Annotated in this window: 34 protein-coding genes and 2 pseudogenes; all 36 read left to right on the forward strand. The window is 66.3% G+C overall.

The window, feature by feature from the left end:
* The first annotated feature begins 12 nt into the window (after window positions 1-12).
* The gene (locus ACFYZZ_RS40490) at window positions 13-2,169 is read left to right on the forward strand and encodes a hypothetical protein (RefSeq protein WP_389187581.1); all 2,157 of its coding nucleotides are present in this window, start codon (window positions 13-15) and stop codon (window positions 2,167-2,169) included.
* The gene (locus ACFYZZ_RS40495; protein WP_389187584.1) at window positions 2,169-2,702 is read left to right on the forward strand and encodes a hypothetical protein; all 534 of its coding nucleotides are present in this window, start codon (window positions 2,169-2,171) and stop codon (window positions 2,700-2,702) included. The genes ACFYZZ_RS40490 and ACFYZZ_RS40495 overlap by 1 nt, the downstream gene beginning before the upstream one ends.
* A 310-nt stretch (window positions 2,703-3,012) precedes the next feature.
* Window positions 3,013-3,384, forward strand: a complete 372-nt coding sequence (locus ACFYZZ_RS40500) for a hypothetical protein (RefSeq protein WP_389187586.1) — start codon at window positions 3,013-3,015, stop codon at window positions 3,382-3,384.
* A 37-nt stretch (window positions 3,385-3,421) separates the two neighbouring features.
* Window positions 3,422-5,428, forward strand: coding sequence for a hypothetical protein (locus ACFYZZ_RS40505; RefSeq protein WP_389187589.1), 2,007 nt, complete (start codon window positions 3,422-3,424; stop codon window positions 5,426-5,428).
* Between the two features lie 128 nt (window positions 5,429-5,556).
* A complete protein-coding gene (locus ACFYZZ_RS40510) occupies window positions 5,557-5,949 on the forward strand; it encodes a hypothetical protein (RefSeq protein ID WP_389187592.1) in 393 nt (130 codons plus the stop codon).
* Between the two features lie 161 nt (window positions 5,950-6,110).
* Complete coding sequence (locus tag ACFYZZ_RS40515) at window positions 6,111-6,569, forward strand: hypothetical protein (RefSeq protein WP_389187595.1); 459 nt, start codon at window positions 6,111-6,113, stop codon at window positions 6,567-6,569.
* A gap of 479 nt (window positions 6,570-7,048) precedes the next feature.
* A complete protein-coding gene (gene rpsJ / locus ACFYZZ_RS40520; protein ID WP_003948644.1) occupies window positions 7,049-7,357 on the forward strand; it encodes a 30S ribosomal protein S10 in 309 nt (102 codons plus the stop codon).
* Between the two features lie 17 nt (window positions 7,358-7,374).
* Window positions 7,375-8,019 (forward strand): 50S ribosomal protein L3, encoded by a 645-nt coding sequence (gene rplC / locus ACFYZZ_RS40525; protein WP_020135811.1) that lies wholly within the window; start codon window positions 7,375-7,377, stop codon window positions 8,017-8,019.
* An 8-nt stretch (window positions 8,020-8,027) separates the two neighbouring features.
* On the forward strand, window positions 8,028-8,681 hold the full coding sequence (gene rplD / locus ACFYZZ_RS40530) for a 50S ribosomal protein L4 (RefSeq protein WP_355995361.1): 654 nt from the start codon (window positions 8,028-8,030) through the stop codon (window positions 8,679-8,681).
* Window positions 8,681-9,100, forward strand: a complete 420-nt coding sequence (gene rplW / locus ACFYZZ_RS40535) for a 50S ribosomal protein L23 (protein ID WP_145886671.1) — start codon at window positions 8,681-8,683, stop codon at window positions 9,098-9,100. Before rplD ends, rplW begins: the two co-directional genes overlap by 1 nt.
* Before the next feature lie 40 nt (window positions 9,101-9,140).
* Complete coding sequence (gene rplB, locus ACFYZZ_RS40540; RefSeq protein WP_386577194.1) at window positions 9,141-9,977, forward strand: 50S ribosomal protein L2; 837 nt, start codon at window positions 9,141-9,143, stop codon at window positions 9,975-9,977.
* A 12-nt stretch (window positions 9,978-9,989) separates the two neighbouring features.
* On the forward strand, window positions 9,990-10,271 hold the full coding sequence (rpsS, locus tag ACFYZZ_RS40545) for a 30S ribosomal protein S19 (protein WP_023547380.1): 282 nt from the start codon (window positions 9,990-9,992) through the stop codon (window positions 10,269-10,271).
* 44 nt (window positions 10,272-10,315) lie between these two features.
* Window positions 10,316-10,663 (forward strand): 50S ribosomal protein L22, encoded by a 348-nt coding sequence (rplV, locus tag ACFYZZ_RS40550; RefSeq protein WP_003974262.1) that lies wholly within the window; start codon window positions 10,316-10,318, stop codon window positions 10,661-10,663.
* A complete protein-coding gene (gene rpsC / locus ACFYZZ_RS40555; protein ID WP_055706471.1) occupies window positions 10,663-11,481 on the forward strand; it encodes a 30S ribosomal protein S3 in 819 nt (272 codons plus the stop codon). The genes rplV and rpsC overlap by 1 nt, the downstream gene beginning before the upstream one ends.
* A gap of 5 nt (window positions 11,482-11,486) precedes the next feature.
* Entirely contained in the window at window positions 11,487-11,906 is a 420-nt protein-coding gene (gene rplP, locus ACFYZZ_RS40560; protein WP_007443989.1) for a 50S ribosomal protein L16, read from the forward strand.
* Window positions 11,906-12,130 (forward strand): 50S ribosomal protein L29, encoded by a 225-nt coding sequence (gene rpmC, locus ACFYZZ_RS40565; protein ID WP_055632347.1) that lies wholly within the window; start codon window positions 11,906-11,908, stop codon window positions 12,128-12,130. The genes rplP and rpmC overlap by 1 nt, the downstream gene beginning before the upstream one ends.
* Window positions 12,130-12,414 carry a 30S ribosomal protein S17 gene (gene rpsQ, locus ACFYZZ_RS40570; protein ID WP_018543912.1) on the forward strand — a complete coding sequence of 95 codons (285 nt, stop codon included), beginning with the start codon at window positions 12,130-12,132 and terminating at the stop codon, window positions 12,412-12,414. Before rpmC ends, rpsQ begins: the two co-directional genes overlap by 1 nt.
* 100 nt (window positions 12,415-12,514) lie before the next feature.
* On the forward strand, window positions 12,515-12,883 hold the full coding sequence (rplN, locus tag ACFYZZ_RS40575; protein ID WP_003998823.1) for a 50S ribosomal protein L14: 369 nt from the start codon (window positions 12,515-12,517) through the stop codon (window positions 12,881-12,883).
* A gap of 2 nt (window positions 12,884-12,885) precedes the next feature.
* Window positions 12,886-13,209: a 50S ribosomal protein L24 gene (gene rplX, locus ACFYZZ_RS40580; protein WP_030930498.1), complete on the forward strand. Its 324-nt coding sequence runs from the start codon at window positions 12,886-12,888 to the stop codon at window positions 13,207-13,209.
* The gene (gene rplE, locus ACFYZZ_RS40585; protein WP_389187601.1) at window positions 13,209-13,766 is read left to right on the forward strand and encodes a 50S ribosomal protein L5; all 558 of its coding nucleotides are present in this window, start codon (window positions 13,209-13,211) and stop codon (window positions 13,764-13,766) included. The genes rplX and rplE overlap by 1 nt, the downstream gene beginning before the upstream one ends.
* A 5-nt stretch (window positions 13,767-13,771) precedes the next feature.
* Complete coding sequence (locus ACFYZZ_RS40590) at window positions 13,772-13,957, forward strand: type Z 30S ribosomal protein S14 (protein WP_003948630.1); 186 nt, start codon at window positions 13,772-13,774, stop codon at window positions 13,955-13,957.
* Between the two features lie 213 nt (window positions 13,958-14,170).
* Window positions 14,171-14,569 carry a 30S ribosomal protein S8 gene (gene rpsH / locus ACFYZZ_RS40595; protein WP_116148541.1) on the forward strand — a complete coding sequence of 133 codons (399 nt, stop codon included), beginning with the start codon at window positions 14,171-14,173 and terminating at the stop codon, window positions 14,567-14,569.
* A 24-nt stretch (window positions 14,570-14,593) separates the two neighbouring features.
* On the forward strand, window positions 14,594-15,133 hold the full coding sequence (gene rplF, locus ACFYZZ_RS40600) for a 50S ribosomal protein L6 (RefSeq protein WP_020941678.1): 540 nt from the start codon (window positions 14,594-14,596) through the stop codon (window positions 15,131-15,133).
* Window positions 15,134-15,136: 3 nt separating this feature from the next.
* Entirely contained in the window at window positions 15,137-15,520 is a 384-nt protein-coding gene (gene rplR, locus ACFYZZ_RS40605; RefSeq protein WP_067299854.1) for a 50S ribosomal protein L18, read from the forward strand.
* Window positions 15,521-15,559: 39 nt separating this feature from the next.
* Complete coding sequence (gene rpsE / locus ACFYZZ_RS40610) at window positions 15,560-16,165, forward strand: 30S ribosomal protein S5 (protein WP_015658456.1); 606 nt, start codon at window positions 15,560-15,562, stop codon at window positions 16,163-16,165.
* Entirely contained in the window at window positions 16,165-16,347 is a 183-nt protein-coding gene (rpmD, locus tag ACFYZZ_RS40615) for a 50S ribosomal protein L30 (protein ID WP_003974250.1), read from the forward strand. Before rpsE ends, rpmD begins: the two co-directional genes overlap by 1 nt.
* Before the next feature lie 2 nt (window positions 16,348-16,349).
* Window positions 16,350-16,805, forward strand: a complete 456-nt coding sequence (gene rplO / locus ACFYZZ_RS40620) for a 50S ribosomal protein L15 (protein WP_023547373.1) — start codon at window positions 16,350-16,352, stop codon at window positions 16,803-16,805.
* A 202-nt stretch (window positions 16,806-17,007) separates the two neighbouring features.
* The gene (gene secY / locus ACFYZZ_RS40625; protein ID WP_389187606.1) at window positions 17,008-18,321 is read left to right on the forward strand and encodes a preprotein translocase subunit SecY; all 1,314 of its coding nucleotides are present in this window, start codon (window positions 17,008-17,010) and stop codon (window positions 18,319-18,321) included.
* Window positions 18,321-18,986: an adenylate kinase gene (locus tag ACFYZZ_RS40630; RefSeq protein ID WP_389187609.1), complete on the forward strand. Its 666-nt coding sequence runs from the start codon at window positions 18,321-18,323 to the stop codon at window positions 18,984-18,986. Before secY ends, ACFYZZ_RS40630 begins: the two co-directional genes overlap by 1 nt.
* Before the next feature lie 100 nt (window positions 18,987-19,086).
* Window positions 19,087-19,923, forward strand: coding sequence for a type I methionyl aminopeptidase (gene map / locus ACFYZZ_RS40635; protein WP_389187630.1), 837 nt, complete (start codon window positions 19,087-19,089; stop codon window positions 19,921-19,923).
* 104 nt (window positions 19,924-20,027) lie between these two features.
* Window positions 20,028-20,186: pseudogene (locus ACFYZZ_RS40640) on the forward strand (type I methionyl aminopeptidase); the annotation flags it as partial.
* Between the two features lie 203 nt (window positions 20,187-20,389).
* On the forward strand, window positions 20,390-20,611 hold the full coding sequence (gene infA / locus ACFYZZ_RS40645; RefSeq protein ID WP_003948620.1) for a translation initiation factor IF-1: 222 nt from the start codon (window positions 20,390-20,392) through the stop codon (window positions 20,609-20,611).
* Window positions 20,612-20,670: 59 nt separating this feature from the next.
* Window positions 20,671-20,784, forward strand: a complete 114-nt coding sequence (gene rpmJ, locus ACFYZZ_RS40650) for a 50S ribosomal protein L36 (protein WP_003998809.1) — start codon at window positions 20,671-20,673, stop codon at window positions 20,782-20,784.
* Window positions 20,785-20,969: 185 nt separating this feature from the next.
* On the forward strand, window positions 20,970-21,350 hold the full coding sequence (gene rpsM, locus ACFYZZ_RS40655) for a 30S ribosomal protein S13 (protein WP_020135802.1): 381 nt from the start codon (window positions 20,970-20,972) through the stop codon (window positions 21,348-21,350).
* 70 nt (window positions 21,351-21,420) lie between these two features.
* The gene (rpsK, locus tag ACFYZZ_RS40660) at window positions 21,421-21,825 is read left to right on the forward strand and encodes a 30S ribosomal protein S11 (RefSeq protein ID WP_003956432.1); all 405 of its coding nucleotides are present in this window, start codon (window positions 21,421-21,423) and stop codon (window positions 21,823-21,825) included.
* 149 nt (window positions 21,826-21,974) lie between these two features.
* Window positions 21,975-22,094, forward strand: a pseudogene (locus ACFYZZ_RS40665) (DNA-directed RNA polymerase subunit alpha); the annotation flags it as partial.

Below are 22,094 nucleotides of genomic sequence, written 5' to 3' on the forward strand. Positions count from 1 at the left end.
AACGGGGACCCCATGCCGACGTACCACGAGATCCTGACGACCGACCTGTCCACGCTCACCACGGCCGCCGAACGCTGGGACGGCATGGCGAAGGAGCTCCACAAGCAGGAGACCGCGTACCAGCGGGACGTGCATGGCATCACCCTGCGCCCGACGTGGGCCGGTGAGAGCCGGCAGGCCGCCAACGCGCGCTTCGGCATCAGGCTGACGGAGTTCCAGAACGCCCAGACCGAGGCCAAGGCGATCGCCTCCCTCCTGCGCGATGCGCACACCCAGTTCGTGGACCTGCGCAAGAAGCTGGAGTCGGCGCGGGACGACGCCATTGCCAACGGGATGAAGGTGTCGGACCAGGGAGTGGTCTCGTACGACCACGAGCGGCTCAGCCAGGGAGATCGCCAGGAACTCGCGCATGATCCCGACTACCAGGAGAGCGTACGCAAAGCCGTCGCCTCCTGGCAGGCCCGCATCGACCAGTGCGTGAAGGACGTGGGCGACGCCGACACGGGCGTCGAGGTCGCCTTCACCGCCGTTGTGAAGGGCCCCGACACGGGCCTCGGCACGGTCCCCGACTTCAACGGCAAGGCCCAGGGCGACATCGAGAAGTACGAGGCCGACGAGGGCAAGGACATCGCGCAGCGCGTCAACGCCGGCAAGGCCACGGCGGCCGACTACCGGGAGCTGCAGCGCCTCTTCCACGACAACTCCGGCGACAAAGCGTTCAGTCAGACCCTGCTGGACGAACTGGGCGCCAAGGGCACGCTGCAGCTCTCCAACAGCCTCGACGGGCTTGCCTACCACGACGACAAGCAGCACAGCGGCCAGTACCTGGACATCCAGAAGGGTCTCGCCACCACACTGGCGACCGCGACCCAGGACCCGCACTCGGACTTCTACAAGGACTTCCGCGAGGACATGCGCAAGGCCGGAACCGAACAGTTCAAGGTCGACGGCCTCAGCCCCATCCCGGACGAGAAGGTCCGCGGCTACCAGAGCCTCGTCACGCTGATGCAGCAGGGGCACGGCTACAACGGGCAGTTCCTGGAGGACACCGCGGACGACATCCGGCACGCGGAGGAGTCGTACACGGCCAAGGGCAACACCGAGTCCATCTGGGCCCTGCGGGACAAGTTCAGCGGCAAGGACCGGGGCTGGTTCGCCAACGATCCGCTCGACGGCGTGCTCGGCATCATGTCCCACGACCCGAAGACCAGCAGCGAGTACTTGGACCCTGCGCACACCGACAACCTGGACTATCTGCTCCACGGGCGTGACTGGGACACCGTCATCGACCACTACGCGACCCCGCCCGGCGGGACCACGACGGGCATGCCGGTCATGGCGGCGGATGGAGACGACCGGAAAGGCTTCGGAGACGCCCTGGCCGCGGCGGCCACCGGCGTCGACCCGAACGGCCCACGCCCCATGAGCCCGACTTCGCACACCGACGCCAACAACCGGGTGTTCGTCCACGCGCTGGATGTCCTTTCCGGGCAGGGCGACGACATGCCGGCCTCACTGCGCGACGACATGGCGAAGATCATGGTCAATCACGGCCATGAGACGTATGTGGCGATGAGCGACCCGAGTGGTGGTCGGCACCCCGCCGACGGCCCGAACCTGGACCGTGACCAGGTCCTGGAGATGACGAAGCAGATATCGCGGAGTCAGGACACCTACAACCTGCTTCACGAGGGCATGAACCACGCCATCATGGACGACATCCACGACCCCTCGCGCCACCCGGAAGACACCCTGCACTCCGCCGGCACAGCGATCGGCTTCATGGAGGAGGGTCGGTACCTGGCGCTCAAGGGCGACCAGCACGACTACACCTGGGACAAGGCGTGGAGCTATCACGCGTCCGGGGCGCTGGTCAATTTCATCCCGGTGTACGGGGACATCTATCAGCGCGGTGCCGACGTGCTCACCAGCGCGTGGATCATGGACGAACAGCAGGATCAGGCGGCCAAGCTGACCAGCGACAGCCAGGCGACGTACCACCTGCGCCAGAACCAGCTCAATGCCATCGCCCACCAGTGGTACGCGGCCAACTCGGACTGGGCCGACAGCCACACCGGCTACTCGCACGACCAGGGCATGTACGACCAGATCAACGGGGCGGCCAACGACGGCAACGCACGCGCCCGTGGCATGGCGGGAGCGCAGTGATGACGGCCCTGAGGCGTAGGGCGACGGCCCTGGTGTGCGCCGCTGCCATGGCAGCGGCGGCCGGCTGCAGCGGCAGCACTCATGCCGCCGTTCCCGCCGAGTTCTGCAAGGTCCCGCTGCCGAAGGGGGCCCTGTCACCGCTCATCCCGAAAAGCGGATCGGTGAAGCAGACGTACACGGCCATCCAGGCACAGCCGGGTGCGGCCTGTGCCCTGAGTGCCGACGGCCACCGGGTGCTGTACGTCGACATCACGCGCTGGGACCGCGCCCCGGAACCGGTGGACTGGAAGGCCGTGGCATCACCGTACAAGTACGCCGCCGAGCGGGCCGTGTCCTTCCCGGGACATGCGGTGATCGGAAGCAACCGCGCCGTGATCCAGGCGAACTGCACCTCTCGGAACGCATACATGTCCTTCGGGGTCTACTTCTTCGGCGACCGCGTCGAGAACACCCCCACCGGCTACAAGAAGCTGCAGCGGTTCGTCGACGCCTTCGTACCGGGGGAAACCAAGAAATTCGGCTGCACCAAGTGAAAAATGCTCGACCGACGGGCGGGAAACGAGGACCGAGACGGTCGCGCTGCTGAAGACGGGTGGCGGTCGCGACCACCAACAGCGCGAAGCGGCGTGTCCTGCTCTTGACCGTCGCGGTCGAGTCGAAACGGCTGGGCTGGGGTCCGCTGGAGATCCGGATCCCCTCGGGCGACTCCGCTCAGTAGCGCTTCGTTACGCGGACGGCTGTTGTCAACGTGATGGTCACGAAACACACCGTGACGGAGATCGGCGTGCGCCGGTTGAAGTTCTGGATGGTGGATCCGACGGTGATGTGGCGAGGGGTGGACTGGTGAGCTGGCTGGTCGGGGACCATGGACCTGAGCCTGGTCCGAAGGGGCTGGCGTCCTCGCCCGCCGAGAAGCGGGCGGCGGCCCACGCGATCCAGGACCACATCGAGTCGCAGACCCGCAAGGCCGGGGACTGGGCGGACGAGGAGACCGCGGCGGCGGTCAAGGCGTTCGGCGCGCGGGACGGGGACGGCTGGCAGACCTCGGCGGCGCTGCGGAAGGCCCACGAGACCTGGGGCGACCAGGTGAAGAACTTGATGGACCGGCTGGGCGCGGAGAAGGACTCCCTGGGTAGCTCGAACACGGTACTGACGGGCAGCGACCTGGCCGTCGGATCACGGCTCCGGCAGGTGTCCGCGCTGGACCGGTACTGACGGGACACGGCAGGGGATGCCGACCTACCACGAGATCATGAGCGCCGACCTTTCCGCGCTCACCTCCGCCGCCGAGCGCTGGGAGGGCATGGCGGGCGAGTTCGCGCAGCAGGAGAGGGCGTACCGCCGGGATGTGTACGGCATCACGATGGGGCCCGCCTGGACGGGCATGAGCGCGGAGGCGGCGCACGGGCGCTTCGACGTCACGCTCAAGGAGTTCCAGTACGCGCAGACGGAGGCGAAGGCGATCGCCTCCCTGCTGCGGGATGCATACGCCCAGTTCGTGGAGCTGAAGGGCCGGCTGACGGCGGCGCGGCGGGAGGCGGTGGCGGCGGGGATGCGGGTCTCGGAGCGCGGCCTGGTCGGCGCGGACGGGGAGCATGACGCCGACGCTGAATCCGTACGGGACTGGCAGGACCGGATCGACAAGGCGGTGCGGGACGTGACGGACGCGGACACCGGCGTCCAGCTCGCGCTGACGGCAGCGGTCGTCGACTCGGACCCGCTGGTCGGGGGCCGGGGCTTCAACGGCAGGGCGATGGGAGACGTCGAGAGGTACGAGGCGCTGGAGGCGGAGGGGGCGCTGGAGCGGCTGAGCGCCGGCCGGCCTCTCTCGGGGCGCGAACTGACGGAACTGCAACGGCTGTTCCGCGACAACTCCGACGACGAGGTGTTCTCCCGCACGCTGCTGGACGACCTGGGTGCGGCGGGCACGATCAGGCTGACCAATGAGCTGAACGACCTGATCCATGTGCGGGGCGGGTCGGCCGTGGGCGCGTATGCCTCGATCGAAACGGGCCTGGCGGACACGCTGGCGACGGCTACGCGGGACACGGACTCGGCCTGGTACAAGCGCTGGCGCGCGGCGATGCGGCACGCCGGCGTCGAGCACTATGCCACGGACGCGCAGGGGGAGCGGCTGGACAAGGCGGTGGGGTACCAGTCGCTGGTGACGCTCATGGAGCGGGGGCATGGGTATGCACCGGGGATGCTCGAGAACCTGACCGACGACATGATCGCGGCGGAGAAGCGGGATCCCGGGATCTGGCGGATGAAGGGCGGGTACTCCGGCGAGCGGGGTGGCTGGTTCGCCAACGACCCGGTGGACGGGGTGCTCGGCATCATGAGCCACGATCCGAAGACGGCGGCGCACTATCTGGGCTCGGACGCGCACATGAAGTACCTGATGCAGGAGCGTGACTGGAAGGTCACCCTGCATGATCCGAAGAACTCGGACGTGGGTACGTACGAGGCTCGTGTCGACGGAGACGACCGAGCGGGCTTCGGGGCAGCGCTGCAGGCGGCGGCGACAGGCATCGATCCCACCGACAAGCACGCGCATTATGCGACCCACACCCACGCGAACGACGCGGTCTTCACATCGGCTCTGGGCTACCTGGCCGACCGGGGCGACGACTTCCCACCCTCGCTGCGCCGTCCGATGGCCAACATCCTCGTCAACCATGGCGACACGGTTCACGCATCCATGAGCGAGATCGACATCCGACACTCACCTCTTCCTCAGGACCAGCTCTTCGAGGTGGCGAAACAGGTGTCGAAGGACAAGAGTGCGTACGGCGTCTTGAACGGGGGGTTGAACCAGGCGATGGTGGCGAATATTCACGGCGACCACACCGAGTCAGCGGAATCACTTCGTCGAGCCGGTCGGACCGTCGGCTTTCTGGAGGAGGCTCGGATCCAGGCCCAGGGGGACCCCAAGACCGCGGAATTCGAAACAAAGCCAATCTTCGACAAGGCGATCAGTTATATCCCTGTGGCAAGCAGCGACGTACAGGCTGGCTTTGACTATGTGACGGCCAAGTGGCTGGAGGATGAGCAGAAGAGGCTGGATGCGAAGCAGACGGCTGCGAATGTCCAGATGTACTCCGACAGGAATCAGCAATTGATGGCTCTCTCCCAGGAATGGTCAAGGACGCACCGAACAGGTGATGACCCTCGCTTTGATCCGCAGACCGAGATCAACAGGTCTACCGGGGATGGCATCGACCATGCCACTGGTGTGTCCGGAGTGGCGGGCAAATGAGTGCGTGCCTGCGTGCCATTTGTCTCAGCTTCGCCGTGATCTTGGTGTCGTGCGCCCGTCCAGTGCACAACGAGGTTCCGGACGTAATCTGCGGAACGCACATCGACCCCACGCTCACTCGTCGACTCGTGACGCGGTCCGAGGGATGGCACGAGTACAGCCGAGTCGATCGGGCGCAAGCGGTCACGGCGCCATGCCTGGCCTTCTCGGGAAAAGATGTGATGCTCAGTTTCCGCTTCTCCTGGCGGCCTGTGGCGACAGACTTGATGTATCTGGCCAAGGACACCGGTACAGTCTCCGGCGTCACTGATCCACGCAGTATCAGTTTCGGTTACAAGACAATCGTCGGCACCGACGGGGCAATCTCACAAGCCCCTTGCAAAACCAAAGGCGGCAACTACTTCACCCTCACCCTCCAGCTCCCCCAAATCAAACTAACGGACCAAACCCGCCGCAAGGACATCGAAAAGTTCATGCGTGCCTACTTTCCTGCCACCGTCAAGACCCTCGGCTGTAAATAAAAGGGAGTAAGGGACGCGTAAGCAGCTCCTCAAGTCAAAGGCCGCGGCGCTGGCACGGCGGCAAGGCGGGATGCGGCTGGACAGCGCCACCGCTGACGGCGGAGGCGGACTCGCCGGGGCGGGGCACCGAGAACTGGGACATCCGGGCTCGTGACGCCGGCATGGGCATCGGCACCTTCAACGCCATCGGCTCGGACGTCATCCTCGACGACCGGGACGCCCGGAAGGGCTGGGCCGACGACGTGGCCAAGTACACGTACCACGTCGGCGGTGCGCCCATCACGCTCATCCCCGGGGTCGGCGACGCGGCGCAGCGCGTACTGGACAGCGCGACCTACGAGTGGTCGAAGGACGTGAAGGCCGAGGCGGACCAGGCCGCCGGAGACGCCACGCGGCAGGGAACTGCTCGGTGCGTCGGGTGGTTCGGAGGGGCTGTGCTGGCCGGCGGCGCCCTGTGGTGCGAGCAGCGCGTTGTACACGGTGGAGCCGCTCGACCAGGGCGACGGACTCGTGCCGCCCGATCCCCGACTGGAGACATGGTCACTGAGGGCGTTCGCCGCGCGCGCTCGGCCGAGCGTCACGGCTGCTCGGTACCCGCGCTCAGAACTGATCGTTCATGATCGGTGACCATCCCGTCACGCACCGCGCAGCCCGCTCAAGATCGACGGCCCGTTCACCGGGTCTGTGTTTGACCTGCGTCACCCTGGGGGTATTCTCTCCGCCCCGATTGGCCAGGCCCCCGCCCCATATGGCAGACTGTCGGAGTTGCTCGGTCGAGTGTTGATGCTGCGCGCCTCCCGCCGGGAGGACCGGAAGCGAGTCCCACAGTACTCGTCGCCCTAACTGCCTGCGGGCAGCACTGGGGCGGACGTACGGGAATCTTCCGGGAAGTGTCAGTGCAGCACCGGCCAGGCACCCGGTGGGCCTTCCGCCCCCGGCTTGCGGTTCCGGAAGGGCCGTGTGCATTCCCCGCAGGGATGTTCGAACAAGGGGCATCTGTGTCAGCGGGAGCGCGACACGCCCGACCGCGTGGGTCGGAGGACGGGAAGACGGAACACCGGGTTCCAGAGCGTTAGAGAGACAGGACTACGGAGTAGCCATGGCGGGACAGAAGATCCGCATCCGGCTCAAGGCCTACGACCACGAGGTCATCGACTCCTCGGCGAAGAAGATCGTCGAGACGGTGACCCGCACTGGTGCGTCGGTCGCGGGCCCGGTGCCGCTGCCCACTGAGAAGAACGTGTACTGCGTCATCAAGTCGCCGCACAAGTACAAGGACTCGCGCGAGCACTTCGAGATGCGCACGCACAAGCGCCTGATCGACATTCTCGACCCCACCCCCAAGACCGTTGACTCTCTGATGCGACTCGACCTCCCGGCCGGTGTCGACATCGAGATCAAGCTCTGAGGGTCGGTGAGCTGAGAATGGCTAAGCAGATCAAGGGCATCCTGGGCGAGAAGCTCGGCATGACGCAGGTGTGGGACGAGAACAACCGCGTTGTTCCGGTCACCGTCGTCAAGGCCGGCCCCAACGTCGTCACCCAGGTCCGTACGAACGATGTCGACGGCTACGAGTCCGTCCAGATCGCTTTCGGCGAGATCGACCCGCGCAAGGTGAACAAGCCCCTCAAGGGCCACTTCGCCAAGGCCGACGTCACCCCCCGTCGTCACCTCGTCGAGATCCGCACCGCGGACGCCTCCGAGTACACGCTCGGCCAGGAGATCACCGCTGAGGTGTTCGAGGCCGGCATCAAGGTCGACGTGACCGGCAAGAGCAAGGGCAAGGGCTTCGCCGGTGTCATGAAGCGTCACAACTTCAAGGGCCTCGGCGCCGGACACGGCACCCAGCGCAAGCACCGCTCGCCCGGTTCCATCGGTGGCTGCGCCACCCCGGGCCGCGTGTTCAAGGGCCTCCGCATGGCGGGTCGCATGGGCAACGAGCGGGTCACCACCCAGAACCTGACCGTCCACGCCGTTGACGCGGAGAAGGGTCTGCTGCTCATCAAGGGCGCGGTTCCCGGTCCGAACGGCGGCCTCGTCCTGGTCCGCACCGCGGCCAAGGGGGCCTGAGGTAACCGATGAGCACTGTTGACATCCTTTCGCCGGCGGGCGACAAGGCCGGTTCCGTCGAGCTCCCCGCGGAGATCTTCGACGCCAAGGTCAGCGTTCCGCTGATCCACCAGGTCGTCGTCGCGCAGCTGGCCGCTGCCCGTCAGGGCACGCACAAGACGAAGACCCGTGGCGAGGTCCGTGGTGGTGGCAAGAAGCCTTACCGCCAGAAGGGCACCGGTCGCGCCCGTCAGGGTTCGACCCGCGCGCCGCAGTTCGCCGGTGGTGGCGTCGTGCACGGTCCCGTGCCGCGTGACTACTCGCAGCGCACCCCCAAGAAGATGAAGGCCGCCGCCCTGCGCGGTGCCCTCACCGACCGGGCGCGTCACAACCGCATCCACGTCGTCGCCGGCGTGGTCGAGGGTGCGAACCCGTCCACCAAGGCCGCGAAGAGCCTGTTCGGCAAGATCTCGGAGCGCAAGAACCTGCTCCTGGTCGTCGAGCGCGCCGACGAGGCCGCGTGGCTGTCCGCCCGCAACCTGCCCCAGGTCCACATCCTGGAGCCGGGCCAGCTGAACACGTACGACGTTCTCGTCTCGGACGACGTGGTCTTCACCCAGGCCGCTTTCGAGTCCTTCGTGTCTGGCCCCAAGGCCGCTGACACCGAAGGGAGCGAGGCCTGATGGCTACGCGTCACCCGAGCATTGCCTCGAAGGCCGCCAAGGCCGCCAAGGCCGCGCGCGTCGCCAAGGCGCGTCGCCACGCCACCGAGGGCAAGAACACCGTCGAGACCCCGCTGAGCAAGTCGTACACGGACCCCCGTGACGTCCTGCTGAAGCCGGTCGTCTCCGAGAAGAGCTACGCGCTCCTCGACGAGAACAAGTACACGTTCATCGTCGACCCGAACGCCAACAAGACCCAGATCAAGCAGGCCGTCCAGGCGGTCTTCTCGGTCAAGGTCACCGGGGTCAACACGATCAACCGCCAGGGCAAGCGCAAGCGCACGAAGACCGGTTTCGGTCAGCGTGCCGGCAGCAAGCGCGCGATCGTGACCCTCGCCGAGGGCGACCGTATCGACATCTTCGGCGGTCCGACCGCCTAAGGGCGGTCCGGATCGTCCGATATCGGACGAGGACTGAGAAATGGGAATCCGCAAGTACAAGCCGACTACGCCGGGCCGTCGTGGCGCCAGCGTCGCCGACTTCGTCGAGGTCACGCGGTCCACGCCGGAGAAGTCGCTGGTCCGCCCGCTGCACAGCAAGGGCGGCCGTAACAACGCCGGTCGTGTGACCGTTCGCCACCAGGGTGGCGGACACAAGCGCGCCTACCGTGTGATCGACTTCCGTCGTCACGACAAGGACGGCGTGCCGGCGAAGGTCGCGCACATCGAGTACGACCCCAACCGCACCGCGCGCATCGCGCTGCTGCACTACGCCGACGGCGAGAAGCGCTACATCCTCGCCCCGCGCAACCTGCAGCAGGGTGACCGCATCGAGAACGGTCCCGGGGCCGACATCAAGCCGGGCAACAACCTGGCCCTCCGCAACATCCCGGTCGGTACCACGATCCACGCGATCGAGCTCCGTCCCGGTGGCGGTGCCAAGTTCGCCCGCTCCGCCGGTGCCTCCGTGCAGCTGCTCGCGAAGGAGGGCTCGATGGCCCACCTGCGCATGCCGTCCGGCGAGGTCCGCCTGGTCGACGTCCGCTGCCGCGCCACCATCGGTGAGGTCGGCAACGCCGAGCAGAGCAACATCAACTGGGGTAAGGCCGGCCGTAAGCGGTGGCTGGGCGTTCGCCCGACCGTCCGTGGTGTGGTCATGAACCCGGTTGACCACCCGCACGGTGGTGGTGAGGGCCGGACCTCCGGTGGTCGCCACCCTGTGTCCCCGTGGGGCAAGAAGGAAGGCCGTACTCGTTCGCCCAAGAAGGCGTCGAACAAGTACATCGTCCGCCGCCGCAAGACGAACAAGAAGCGCTAAGGACGGGTTGAGATGCCTCGTAGCCTGAAGAAGGGGCCCTTCGTCGACGACCACCTGATCAAGAAGGTGGACGCCCAGAACGAAGCCGGCACCAAGAACGTCATCAAGACCTGGTCCCGCCGCTCGATGATCGTCCCGGCCATGCTGGGCCACACGCTCGCGGTGCACAACGGCAAGACCCACATCCCGGTGTTCGTCACCGAGTCGATGGTCGGCCACAAGCTCGGCGAGTTCTCGCCGACGCGCACCTTCCGGGGTCACGTCAAGGAAGACCGGAAGTCGAAGCGCCGCTAGTAGCGGATCGCATTCAGACACGTAAGTAACTGAGAGGGACAACCATGGAAGCCAGGGCCCAGGCGCGGTACATCCGCGTTACGCCCATGAAGGCCCGCCGCGTGGTGGACCTTATCCGTGGCATGGATGCCACGGAGGCTCAGGCTGTTCTGCGATTCGCTCCGCAGGCAGCCTCCGTGCCGGTCGGCAAGGTGCTCGACAGCGCCATCGCCAACGCCGCGCACAACTACGACCACACCGACGCCGACAGCCTCTTCATCTCCGAGGCGTACGTCGACGAGGGTCCGACCCTGAAGCGGTTCCGGCCGCGCGCCCAGGGCCGTGCCTACCGGATCCGCAAGCGGACCAGCCACATCACCGTGGTCGTCAGCAGCAAGGAAGGAACCCGGTAATGGGCCAGAAGGTTAACCCGCATGGGTTCCGGCTCGGTGTCACCACGGACTTCAAGTCCCGGTGGTACGCCGACAAGCTGTACAAGGACTACGTCAAGGAAGACGTCGCCATCCGTCGGATGATGACGTCCGGCATGGAGCGCGCCGGTATCTCGAAGGTTGAGATCGAGCGCACCCGTGACCGCGTGCGGGTGGACATCCACACCGCTCGTCCGGGCATCGTCATCGGCCGCCGTGGCGCCGAGGCCGACCGCATCCGCGGCGACCTCGAGAAGCTCACGGGCAAGCAGGTCCAGCTGAACATCCTCGAGGTCAAGAACCCCGAGACCGACGCTCAGCTGGTGGCCCAGGCCGTTGCCGAGCAGCTCTCCTCCCGCGTCTCCTTCCGCCGCGCCATGCGTAAGAGCATGCAGTCGGCGATGAAGGCGGGCGCCAAGGGCATCAAGATCCAGTGCGGTGGCCGCCTCGGCGGCGCCGAGATGTCCCGCTCGGAGTTCTACCGCGAGGGCCGTGTGCCCCTGCACACGCTCCGCGCGAACGTGGACTACGGCTTCTTCGAGGCCAAGACGACCTTCGGCCGCATCGGTGTGAAGGTCTGGATCTACAAGGGCGACGTCAAGAACATCGCCGAGGTCCGCGCCGAGAACGCTGCGGCCCGTGCGGGTAACCGCCCGGCCCGTGGCGGTGCCGACCGCCCGGCCCGTGGTGGCCGCGGTGGCGAGCGGCGCGGTCGCAAGCCGCAGCAGGCTGCCGGCGCCGAGGCCCCCAAGGCCGAGGCCCCCGCCGCTCCGGCTGAGAGCACCGGAACGGAGGCCTGACCGACATGCTGATCCCCCGTAGGGTCAAGCACCGCAAGCAGCACCACCCGAAGCGCCGCGGTATGGCCAAGGGTGGTACGACGGTTGCGTTCGGCGAGTACGGCATCCAGGCCCTCACGCCGGCGTACGTGACCAACCGCCAGATCGAGGCGGCTCGTATCGCGATGACCCGCCACATCAAGCGTGGCGGCAAGGTCTGGATCAACATCTACCCGGACCGTCCGCTGACCAAGAAGCCTGCCGAGACCCGCATGGGTTCCGGTAAGGGTTCGCCGGAGTGGTGGATCGCGAACGTTCACCCGGGCCGGGTGATGTTCGAGCTGTCCTACCCGAACGAGAAGATTGCGCGTGAGGCTCTCACTCGTGCGGCCCACAAGCTGCCGATGAAGTGCCGGATCGTCAAGCGCGAGGCAGGTGAAGCGTGATGTCGGTCGGTACCAAGGCGTCCGAGCTGCGCGAGCTGGGCAACGAGGAGCTTCTGGGCAAGCTCCGCGAGGCCAAGGAAGAGCTGTTCAACCTCCGCTTCCAGGCGGCGACGGGCCAGCTCGAGAACCACGGCCGTCTGAAGGCGGTCCGCAAGGACATCGCGCGGATCTACACCCTGATGCGCGAGCGTGAGCTGGGCATCGAAACGGTGGAGAACGCCTGATGAGCGAGAAGAACGTGACTGAGAACGCAGAGGCGCGCGGTTTCCGCAAGACCCGTGAGGGTCTCGTCGTCAGCGACAAGATGGACAAGACCGTCGTCGTCGCTGTCGAGGACCGCGTGAAGCACGCGCTGTACGGCAAGGTCATCCGCCGTACGAACAAGCTCAAGGCGCACGACGAGCAGAACGCTGCGGGTGTCGGCGACCGCGTCCTCCTCATGGAGACCCGGCCGCTGTCCGCGACGAAGCGCTGGCGCGTCGTCGAGATCCTCGAGAAGGCCAAGTAATTCTCCTGCGGGGCACCCCTCGCAGGACAGTTCCGCCAGGCTCCGGGAGCCGCTCAGCTGAGCGGCTCCCGGGGAACCGGCAGACACACAGGAGATAGACGTGATCCAGCAGGAGTCGCGACTGCGCGTCGCCGACAACACTGGTGCGAAGGAAATCCTTTGCATCCGTGTGCTCGGTGGCTCCGGTCGCCGCTACGCGGGCATCGGTGACGTCATCGTCGCCACCGTCAAGGACGCGATCCCCGGTGGCAACGTGAAGAAGGGTGACGTCGTCAAGGCGGTCATCGTTCGCACCGTCAAGGAGCGCCGCCGTCCGGACGGCTCGTACATCCGCTTCGACGAGAACGCCGCCGTCATTCTGAAGAACGACGGCGACCCTCGCGGCACCCGCATCTTCGGCCCGGTCGGCCGTGAGCTGCGCGAGAAGAAGTTCATGAAGATCATCTCGCTCGCGCCGGAGGTGCTGTAAGCATGAAGATCAAGAAGGGCGACCTGGTCCAGGTCATCACCGGTAAGGACAAGGGCAAGCAGGGCAAGGTCATTGCCGCTTACCCGCGCGAGGAGCGTGTCCTGGTCGAGGGTGTCAACCGGGTCAAGAAGCACACCAAGGCCGGTCCGACCGCCAGCGGTTCGCAGGCCGGCGGCATCGTCACGACCGAGGCGCCGATCCACGTCTCCAACGTCCAGCTGGTCGTTGAGAAGGACGGCAACAAGGTTGTCACGCGTGTCGGTTACCGCTTCGACGACGAAGGCAACAAGATCCGCGTTGCCAAGCGGACGGGTGAGGACATCTGATGGCTACCACCACCACTCCGCGTCTGAAGCAGAAGTACCGCGAGGAGATCGCGGGCAAGCTGCGTGACGAGTTCAAGTACGAGAACGTCATGCAGATCCCCGGCCTCGTCAAGATCGTGGTCAACATGGGTGTGGGCGACGCCGCCCGCGACTCCAAGCTGATCGAGGGCGCCATCCGCGACCTCTCCACGATCACCGGCCAGAAGCCGCAGGTCACCAAGGCCCGCAAGTCCATCGCGCAGTTCAAGCTGCGTGAGGGCCAGCCGATCGGTGCCCACGTCACGCTCCGTGGCGACCGCATGTGGGAGTTCCTGGACCGCACCCTGTCGCTCGCGCTGCCGCGCATCCGCGACTTCCGCGGCCTGTCCCCGAAGCAGTTCGACGGCCGTGGCAACTACACCTTCGGTCTCACGGAGCAGGTCATGTTCCACGAGATCGACCAGGACAAGATCGACCGCGTCCGGGGTATGGACATCACCGTGGTCACCACGGCGACCAACGACGCTGAGGGCCGCGCGCTCCTTCGTCACCTCGGCTTCCCGTTCAAGGAGGCGTGAGCGAGATGGCGAAGAAGGCTCTGATCGCTAAGGCTGCTCGCAAGCCCAAGTTCGGTGTGCGTGGCTACACGCGCTGCCAGCGCTGCGGCCGTCCGCACTCCGTGTACCGCAAGTTCGGCCTGTGCCGCGTGTGCCTTCGTGAGATGGCTCACCGTGGCGAGCTGCCGGGCGTGACCAAGAGCTCCTGGTAATCCCCGCTTTTTAGGGATTCCTGAAGCTCTCGGTAAGCATCTGGGTCGGCAGGGGCCCTTCTCCGCATGCCGTAGGCTTGTGGGGTTGGGCGTCTGCCGCGCCCGTACGACTTACTACGCCGTAGGTCCACCGCGCCGCACCCGTCCCGTCTCGGATCGGGGAGAGGGATGGCGCACCAGGAAACCCCGGCGAGAGAGGCCGAAGGCCAATTCATGACCATGACTGATCCGATCGCAGACATGCTTACGCGTCTGCGGAACGCGAACTCGGCATACCACGACTCCGTGACGATGCCGGCGTCCAAGATCAAGTCTCACATCGCGGAGATCCTCCAGCAGGAGGGCTTCATCACGGGCTGGCGCGTCGAGGACGCCGAGGTGGGCAAGAACCTCACCCTCGAGCTGAAGTTCGGCCCGAACCGTGAGCGCTCCATCGCGGGCATCAAGCGGATCTCCAAGCCCGGTCTCCGGGTGTACGCGAAGTCCACCAACCTGCCCAAGGTGCTGGGCGGCCTCGGCGTGGCGATCATCTCCACGTCGCACGGGCTCCTCACCGACAAGCAGGCCGGCAAGAAGGGCGTGGGTGGGGAAGTCCTCGCCTACGTCTGGTAGCGGAAGGGAACGGAGGAAACAGCTATGTCGCGTATTGGCAAGCTCCCCATCACGGTTCCCGCCGGCGTGGACGTCACCATCGACGGCCGTACGGTCTCGGTCAAGGGCCCCAAGGGCACGCTGACCCACACCGTCGTCGCGCCGATCGACATCGTCAAGGGTGAGGACGGCGTTCTGAACGTCACCCGTCCGAACGACGAGCGTCAGAACAAGGCCCTGCACGGCCTGTCCCGCACGCTGGTGGCGAACATGATCACCGGCGTGACCCAGGGTTACGTGAAGAAGCTCGAGATCAGCGGTGTCGGTTACCGCGTCACGGCCAAGGGCTCGAACCTCGAGTTCGCGCTCGGCTACAGCCACCCGATCACCGTCGAGGCGCCCGAGGGCATCACCTTCAAGGTGGAGACCCCGACCCGCTTCCAGGTCGAGGGCATCGACAAGCAGAAGGTCGGCGAGGTTGCGGCCAACATCCGCAAGCTGCGCAAGCCTGACCCGTACAAGGCCAAGGGCGTCAAGTACGAGGGCGAAGTCATCCGCCGCAAGGTCGGAAAGGCGGGTAAGTAAGCCATGGCATACGGGCAGAAGATCCTCAAGGGCGACGCCTACAAGCGCGCCGCGATCAAGCGCCGTCACATCCGGATCCGCAAGCGGATCGCCGGTACGGCGGAGCGTCCCCGTCTGGTCGTGACCCGCTCCAACCGCCACATCGTGGCGCAGGTGATCGACGACCTCAAGGGCCACACCCTGGCGTCCGCGTCCACCCTGGACGCGTCCGTCCGCGGTGGCGAGGGCGACAAGTCCTCGCAGGCCAAGCAGGTCGGCGCCCTGGTCGCCGAGCGTGCCAAGGCCGCCGGTGTCGAGGCTGTCGTGTTCGACCGTGGTGGCAACCAGTACGCCGGGCGCATCGCCGCCCTGGCGGACGCCGCCCGCGAAGCCGGGCTCAAGTTCTGAGCCTGCCGTAGCTAGCGGAAACAGAGAGAGGTAATTCCAATGGCTGGACCCCAGCGCCGCGGTGGCGGTGCCGGTGGCGGCGAGCGGCGGGACCGGAAGGGCCGTGACGGCGGCGCTGCTGCCGCCGAGAAGACCGCGTACGTTGAGCGCGTTGTCGCGATCAACCGCGTCGCCAAGGTTGTGAAGGGTGGTCGTCGCTTCAGCTTCACCGCGCTGGTCGTGGTGGGCGACGGTGACGGCACCGTGGGTGTCGGTTACGGCAAGGCCAAGGAGGTGCCGGCCGCCATCGCCAAGGGCGTTGAGGAGGCCAAGAAGCACTTCTTCAAGGTCCCCCGTATCCAGGGCACCATCCCGCACCCGATCCAGGGTGAGAAGGCTGCCGGCGTCGTGCTGCTCAAGCCCGCGTCCCCGGGTACCGGTGTTATCGCCGGTGGTCCGGTGCGTGCCGTGCTCGAGTGCGCCGGTATCCACGACATCCTGTCGAAGTCGCTCGGCTCCGACAACGCGATCAACATCGTGCACGCGACCGTGGAGGCCCTGAAGGGCCTGCAGCGTCCCGAGGAGGTCGCGGCCCGCCGCGGCCTGCCCCTCGAGGACGTCGCTCCCGCGGCTCTGCTGCGTGCGCGTGCCGGGGCGGGTGCGTGATGGCTCAGCTCAAGATCACGCAGGTCAAGTCCTACATCGGCAGCAAGCAGAACCACCGTGACACCCTGCGCTCCCTTGGTCTCAAGGGCATCAACACGCAGGTCGTCAAGGAGGACCGCCCCGAGTTCCGCGGCATGGTGCACACCGTCCGCCACCTCGTGACGGTCGAGGAGGTCGACTGATCATGGCGGAGCAGAACCCGCTCAAGATCCACAACCTCCGTCCCGCCCCGGGCGCCAAGACCGCCAAGACCCGTGTCGGTCGTGGTGAGGCGTCGAAGGGTAAGACGGCCGGTCGTGGTACCAAGGGTACGAAGGCCCGTTACCAGGTTCCGGAGCGCTTCGAGGGTGGCCAGATGCCGCTCCACATGCGCCTCCCGAAGCTGAAGGGTTTCAAGAACCCGTTCAAGACCGAGTTCCAGGTCGTGAACCTCGACAAGCTGGCCGCGCTCTACCCCGAGGGTGGCGAGGTCACGGTCGAGGGTCTGGTGGCCAAGGGTGCCGTTCGCAAGAACAGCCTCGTCAAGGTCCTCGGCCAGGGCGAGATCTCCGTGGCGCTGCAGGTGACGGTCGACGCCGTCTCCGGCTCCGCCAAGGAGAAGATCACCGCCGCCGGCGGTACGGTCACCGAGCTCGTCTGATTCTTGCAGGCGCCTCGATGACGTAGACGATCCCGACCGGGGATACCTCACAATGGGGTATCCCCGGTTGGTCGTTCCGGGGGAGGCAGTGTCGCCGGTAAGGTGGCCTGCACTGTTCTTTTTCTGTATCCGTCGTTCTGTATCCGTCGAACCTCAAGACCGTCACCCTTGACGCAGTTGCGCGGGGGTCGCAGGAGGCACCGTGCTCACCGCGTTCGCCCGGGCGTTCAGGACGCCCGACCTGCGCAAGAAGCTGCTGTTCACGCTGGCCATCATCGTGGTCTACCGGGTCGGTACCCACGTTCCGATCCCGGGCGTCAACTACAAGGCCGTCCAGCAGTGCATGGACGAGGCGTCCGCCAACCAGGGCCTCTTCGGTCTGGTCAACATGTTCAGCGGTGGCGCACTGCTGCAGATCACGATCTTCGCGCTCGGGATCATGCCGTACATCACGGCGAGCATCATTCTGCAGCTGCTGACCGTGGTCATCCCGCGCCTGGAAGCCCTGAAGAAGGAGGGCCAGTCGGGTACGGCGAAGATCACCCAGTACACCCGGTACCTGACGGTGGCGCTGGCCATCCTGCAGGGCACGGGTCTGGTGGCCACCGCCCGCAGCGGCGCGCTGTTCAATGGCTGCCAGGTGGCCAGCTCGATCGTCCCGGACCAGGCGATCTTCACCACCATCACCATGGTCATCTGCATGACCGCCGGTACGGCCGTCGTCATGTGGCTCGGTGAGCTGATCACCGACCGCGGCATCGGCAACGGCATGTCGATCCTGATGTTCATCTCGATCGCCGCGACCTTCCCGTCCGCGCTGTGGGCCATCAAGAAGCAGGGCTCCCTGGCCGGCGGCTGGATCGAGTTCGGCACCGTCATCCTGGTCGGCCTGGTCATGGTCGCGCTCGTCGTCTTCGTGGAGCAGGCCCAGCGCCGCATCCCGGTGCAGTACGCGAAGCGCATGATCGGGCGTCGTTCCTACGGTGGTACGTCCACGTACATCCCGCTCAAGGTGAACCAGGCGGGTGTGATTCCCGTCATCTTCGCCTCGTCGCTGCTCTACATTCCCGCGCTGGTGGCCCAGTTCGCCGGGGGCAACTCGGGCTGGAAGCAGTGGGTCGAGGGTCATCTGACCAAGGGCAACCACCCGATTTACATCGTTTCGTACTTCTTGCTCATCGTTTTCTTCGCGTTCTTCTATGTGGCGATCTCCTTCAACCCCGAGGAAGTCGCCGACAACATGAAGAAGTATGGTGGCTTCATCCCGGGCATCCGGGCTGGCCGACCGACCGCTGAGTACCTGAGCTACGTGCTCAACCGGATCACCTGGCCGGGTTCGCTGTATCTGGGAGTGATCGCTCTCGTGCCGACAATGGCGTTGGTGGGCTTCAACGCGAGCGGGAACTTCCCGTTCGGCGGGACCAGCATCCTGATCATTGTGGGTGTCGGTCTCGAGACGGTGAAGCAGATCGAGAGCCAGCTCCAGCAGCGCAATTACGAAGGGTTCCTCCGCTGATGCGTATCGTCCTCGTCGGGCCGCCCGGTGCCGGTAAGGGAACGCAAGCCGTCCGGCTCGCAGAGAAGCTGGCCATCCCGCACATCTCCACCGGTGACCTGTTCCGGGCCAACATCAGTCGGCAGACCGAGCTGGGCAAGCTCGCGAAGTCCTACATGGACGCCGGCAACCTCGTACCCGACGAGGTCACCATCGCGATGGCCAAGGACCGCATGGAGCAGGCGGACGCGGAGAACGGCTTCCTGCTGGACGGCTTCCCGCGCAACGTCTCGCAGGCCGAGGCGCTGGACCGGCTGCTGGACGAAGAGGGCATCAAGCTGGACGCCGTCCTGGACCTGGAGGTCCCGGAGGAGGAGGTCGTCAAGCGGATCGCCGGCCGGCGCATCTGCCGCAACGACTCGTCCCACGTCTTCCACGTGACGTACAGCCAGCCGAAGCAGGAGGGCGTGTGCGACGTCTGCGGCGGTGAGCTGTACCAGCGCGACGACGACTCCGAGGAGACCGTCCGCACGCGGCTGGAGGTCTACCACACGCAGACCGAGCCGATCATCGACTACTACAAGTCGCAGGGCCTGGTCGTGACGATCTCCTCCCTGGGCCCGGTGGACGAGATCACGCAGCGGGCGCTGGAGGCGCTCAAGCGCGAGAAGGCCGAGAACAAGTAGATCGCGGTCCTTCCGGCCGCGGTGCCCTCCCCGGGCGCCGCGGCCGTAGTGTTGTGTAGGTAACCCAGTCGACGTGAGTGACGGAGAGCGCAGGCCCCCCATGGTGCAGATCAAGACCCCCGAGCAGATCGCCAAGATGCGTGCGGCGGGCCTGGTCGTAGCCGCCATCCACGCGGCCACTCGCGAAGTCGCCGTCCCCGGCGCCAGCACCAAGGACCTGGACGAGGTCGCCCGCAAGGTGCTCGCCGAGCACGGTGCCAAGTCGAACTTCCTCGGCTACGGCGGCTTCCCCGCGACGATCTGCACCTCGGTCAACGACGTCGTGGTCCACGGCATCCCCTCCGACGACGTCGTCCTGAAGGACGGCGACGTCATCTCCATCGACTGCGGCGCGATCGTCGACGGCTGGCACGGCGACGCCGCGTACACCGCCTTCGTGGGCTCCGGTCACGCTCCGGAGCTGATCGAGCTCTCCCGGGTGACCGAGGAGTCCATGTGGGCCGGCATCGCGGCCATGAAGCAGGGCAACCGCCTGGTCGACGTCTCCCGGGCCATCGAGACGTACATCCGCCGGCAGCCGAAGCCCGGCGGCGGCCGCTACGGCATCATCGAGGACTACGGTGGCCACGGCATCGGCACCGAGATGCACATGGACCCGCACCTGCTGAACTACGTCGACCGCCGCCGCGGCAAGGGCCCCAAGCTGGTCCCCGGCTTCTGCCTCGCGATCGAGCCGATGGTCTCCCTCGGCACCCCGCGGACCGAGGTCCTCGAGGACGACTGGACGGTCATCACGACCGACGGCAGCTGGTCCTCCCACTGGGAGCACTCGATCGCACTGACCGAACAGGGCCCGCTGGTGCTGACGGCTCCGGACGGCGGCAAGGCGAAGCTGGCCGAGTACGGGGTGACGGCGGCGCCGGATCCGATGGGCTGATGACGGCCGAGCCACGAGCCGCCGGTCGGAGGCCGGCGCAGCCCCGCGAAGCTTGTGAGGCGCCCCTGGCGCCGAGCCCGCGAGCGGGGCGTCGAAGATCGGTCGACTGGACGGTCATCACGACCGACGGCAGCTGGTCCTCCCACTGGGAGCACTCGATCGCGCTGACCGAACAGGGCCCGCTGGTGCTGACGGCTCCGGACGGCGGCAAGGCCAAGCTCGCCGAATACGGCATCACGGCCGCCCCGGACCCGCTGGGCTGATGACGGCTCCCGCCGCGACCGCTGGCAGCTACTCCTCCCACCCCTTGCATGACGATCTTCTGTGCGGGGCAGGTTTCCTCGATTCGTGTTTCCGGGTGCGCTGACGTAGACTGACTCGTCGGCTCTCGTGTACCCGCATGTCCGCATGCGCCCGTAAGGGAAGCAAGAGAGTCGATCAAGGTAGTCGATTCGAAGGGCGAAGCGTGGCCAAGAAGCAAGGTGCCATCGAGATCGAGGGCACTGTCGTCGAGTCTCTGCCGAACGCCATGTTCAAGGTCGAGCTCCAGAACGGCCACCAGGTCCTGGCACACATCAGCGGCAAGATGCGTATGCACTACATCCGCATCCTCCCTGACGACCGGGTCGTGGTGGAGCTGTCTCCGTACGACCTGACGCGTGGCCGGATCGTCTACCGGTACAAGTAGATCTTGCCCGTATCCCGCTTCGGCGGGGTGGTGGCACTGACCCGGAGAACCTCAATCCCATGAAGGTCAAGCCGAGCGTCAAGAAGATCTGCGACAAGTGCAGGGTGATCCGCCGTCACGGTCGGGTCATGGTCATCTGCGAGAACCCGCGCCACAAGCAGCGCCAGGGCTGACGCACGACCGATCCCTCTGCACCCGCAGAGATTCGCGCGACGCAAGCTGAATATGTTCATACGCAGAGCCCGAGCCATCCAGCTCGACACCCCCGGTTCGGAGGCCGGGGACCCGGTTCGTACCTCGTACGGCGGCCGGGAGCCGGCTTTGCGGAAGACCTCCGAAGATCACCAGGAGCCATTGAATGGCACGCGTTTCCGGTGTTGACATCCCGCGCGAAAAGCGTGTGGAAGTCGCCCTCACCTACGTGTTCGGCATCGGCCGGACGCTCTCCCAGCAGACGCTGGCCGAGACCGGTATCGACCCGAACACCCGCGTTCGTGACCTGAGCGAAGAGCAGCTGGTCGCGATCCGCGAGTACGTCGACAACAACATCAAGACCGAGGGTGACCTCCGTCGCGAGATCCAGGCCGACATCCGCCGCAAGGTCGAGATCGGCTGCTACCAGGGTCTGCGGCACCGCCGCGGTCTGCCCGTCCGCGGTCAGCGCACCAGCACCAACGCCCGCACCCGCAAGGGCCCGCGTCGCGCCATCGCCGGCAAGAAGAAGCCGGGCAAGAAGTAGTCCTCAGCGGACAACGCTTCATCAGCGGTCTTCGCTGTAGGACCGACCACCTCCCCGTAGGAGTTACTAGATGCCCCCCAAGGGACGTCAGGGCGCTGCCAAGAAGGTGCGCCGCAAGGAAAAGAAGAACGTCGCTCACGGCCACGCGCACATCAAGAGCACGTTCAACAACACGATCGTGTCGATCACGGACCCGTCCGGCAACGTGATCTCCTGGGCCTCCGCCGGCCACGTCGGCTTCAAGGGCTCCCGGAAGTCCACGCCGTTCGCCGCGCAGATGGCCGCCGAGTCGGCTGCCCGCCGCGCCCAGGAGCACGGCATGCGCAAGGTCGACGTGTTCGTCAAGGGCCCGGGCTCCGGTCGTGAGACCGCGATCCGCTCCCTGCAGGCCACGGGCCTCGAGGTCGGCTCCATCCAGGACGTCACCCCGACCCCGCACAATGGCTGCCGTCCGCCGAAGCGTCGTCGCGTCTGACGCGTCGCCTTCGCGGCCTGCGGTTCCGGGCGGTACCACCCCTTCGGGTCGTACCGCCCGTACCCTTGCAGTACCCCGTGTTGCGTGAGCGGCACGGTCCGTCGGGCGTCAAATAGCGGGCGTCCACGAAAGAAGGATCTGATCCACACATGCTGATCGCTCAGCGTCCCTCGTTGACCGAAGAGGTCGTCGACGAGTTCCGCTCCCGGTTCGTGATCGAGCCGCTGGAGCCGGGCTTCGGCTACACCCTCGGCAACTCCCTGCGCCGC

Source organism: Streptomyces sp. NPDC001816 (assembly GCF_042892235.1).
Lineage (GTDB): Bacteria > Actinomycetota > Actinomycetes > Streptomycetales > Streptomycetaceae > Streptomyces.

Excerpts from the sequence above, each read along its gene's own strand:
- rpmD (WP_003974250.1), top strand. The coding sequence starts at position 16,165 with ATGGCTCAGCTCAAGATCACGCAGGTCAAGTCCTACATCGGCAGCAAG.
- rpsH (WP_116148541.1), top strand. The coding sequence starts at position 14,171 with ATGACCATGACTGATCCGATCGCAGACATGCTTACGCGTCTGCGGAAC.
- rpsC (WP_055706471.1), top strand. The coding sequence starts at position 10,663 with ATGGGCCAGAAGGTTAACCCGCATGGGTTCCGGCTCGGTGTCACCACG.
- rpmC (WP_055632347.1), top strand. The coding sequence starts at position 11,906 with ATGTCGGTCGGTACCAAGGCGTCCGAGCTGCGCGAGCTGGGCAACGAG.
- rplV (WP_003974262.1), top strand. The coding sequence starts at position 10,316 with ATGGAAGCCAGGGCCCAGGCGCGGTACATCCGCGTTACGCCCATGAAG.
- rpsJ (WP_003948644.1), top strand. The coding sequence starts at position 7,049 with ATGGCGGGACAGAAGATCCGCATCCGGCTCAAGGCCTACGACCACGAG.
- rplX (WP_030930498.1), top strand. The coding sequence starts at position 12,886 with ATGAAGATCAAGAAGGGCGACCTGGTCCAGGTCATCACCGGTAAGGAC.
- ACFYZZ_RS40630 (WP_389187609.1), top strand. The coding sequence starts at position 18,321 with ATGCGTATCGTCCTCGTCGGGCCGCCCGGTGCCGGTAAGGGAACGCAA.
- ACFYZZ_RS40490 (WP_389187581.1), top strand. The coding sequence starts at position 13 with ATGCCGACGTACCACGAGATCCTGACGACCGACCTGTCCACGCTCACC.
- rpmJ (WP_003998809.1), top strand. The coding sequence starts at position 20,671 with ATGAAGGTCAAGCCGAGCGTCAAGAAGATCTGCGACAAGTGCAGGGTG.
- rplO (WP_023547373.1), top strand. The coding sequence starts at position 16,350 with ATGGCGGAGCAGAACCCGCTCAAGATCCACAACCTCCGTCCCGCCCCG.
- rplD (WP_355995361.1), top strand. The coding sequence starts at position 8,028 with ATGAGCACTGTTGACATCCTTTCGCCGGCGGGCGACAAGGCCGGTTCC.
- ACFYZZ_RS40505 (WP_389187589.1), top strand. The coding sequence starts at position 3,422 with ATGAGCGCCGACCTTTCCGCGCTCACCTCCGCCGCCGAGCGCTGGGAG.
- rpsQ (WP_018543912.1), top strand. The coding sequence starts at position 12,130 with ATGAGCGAGAAGAACGTGACTGAGAACGCAGAGGCGCGCGGTTTCCGC.
- ACFYZZ_RS40515 (WP_389187595.1), top strand. The coding sequence starts at position 6,111 with ATGGGCATCGGCACCTTCAACGCCATCGGCTCGGACGTCATCCTCGAC.
- rplW (WP_145886671.1), top strand. The coding sequence starts at position 8,681 with ATGGCTACGCGTCACCCGAGCATTGCCTCGAAGGCCGCCAAGGCCGCC.
- rpsS (WP_023547380.1), top strand. The coding sequence starts at position 9,990 with ATGCCTCGTAGCCTGAAGAAGGGGCCCTTCGTCGACGACCACCTGATC.
- rpsM (WP_020135802.1), top strand. The coding sequence starts at position 20,970 with ATGGCACGCGTTTCCGGTGTTGACATCCCGCGCGAAAAGCGTGTGGAA.
- rpsK (WP_003956432.1), top strand. The coding sequence starts at position 21,421 with ATGCCCCCCAAGGGACGTCAGGGCGCTGCCAAGAAGGTGCGCCGCAAG.
- map (WP_389187630.1), top strand. The coding sequence starts at position 19,087 with ATGGTGCAGATCAAGACCCCCGAGCAGATCGCCAAGATGCGTGCGGCG.
- rplC (WP_020135811.1), top strand. The coding sequence starts at position 7,375 with ATGGCTAAGCAGATCAAGGGCATCCTGGGCGAGAAGCTCGGCATGACG.
- ACFYZZ_RS40590 (WP_003948630.1), top strand. The coding sequence starts at position 13,772 with ATGGCGAAGAAGGCTCTGATCGCTAAGGCTGCTCGCAAGCCCAAGTTC.
- rplB (WP_386577194.1), top strand. The coding sequence starts at position 9,141 with ATGGGAATCCGCAAGTACAAGCCGACTACGCCGGGCCGTCGTGGCGCC.
- ACFYZZ_RS40495 (WP_389187584.1), top strand. The coding sequence starts at position 2,169 with ATGACGGCCCTGAGGCGTAGGGCGACGGCCCTGGTGTGCGCCGCTGCC.
- rplP (WP_007443989.1), top strand. The coding sequence starts at position 11,487 with ATGCTGATCCCCCGTAGGGTCAAGCACCGCAAGCAGCACCACCCGAAG.
- rplE (WP_389187601.1), top strand. The coding sequence starts at position 13,209 with ATGGCTACCACCACCACTCCGCGTCTGAAGCAGAAGTACCGCGAGGAG.
- rplR (WP_067299854.1), top strand. The coding sequence starts at position 15,137 with ATGGCATACGGGCAGAAGATCCTCAAGGGCGACGCCTACAAGCGCGCC.
- rplF (WP_020941678.1), top strand. The coding sequence starts at position 14,594 with ATGTCGCGTATTGGCAAGCTCCCCATCACGGTTCCCGCCGGCGTGGAC.
- rpsE (WP_015658456.1), top strand. The coding sequence starts at position 15,560 with ATGGCTGGACCCCAGCGCCGCGGTGGCGGTGCCGGTGGCGGCGAGCGG.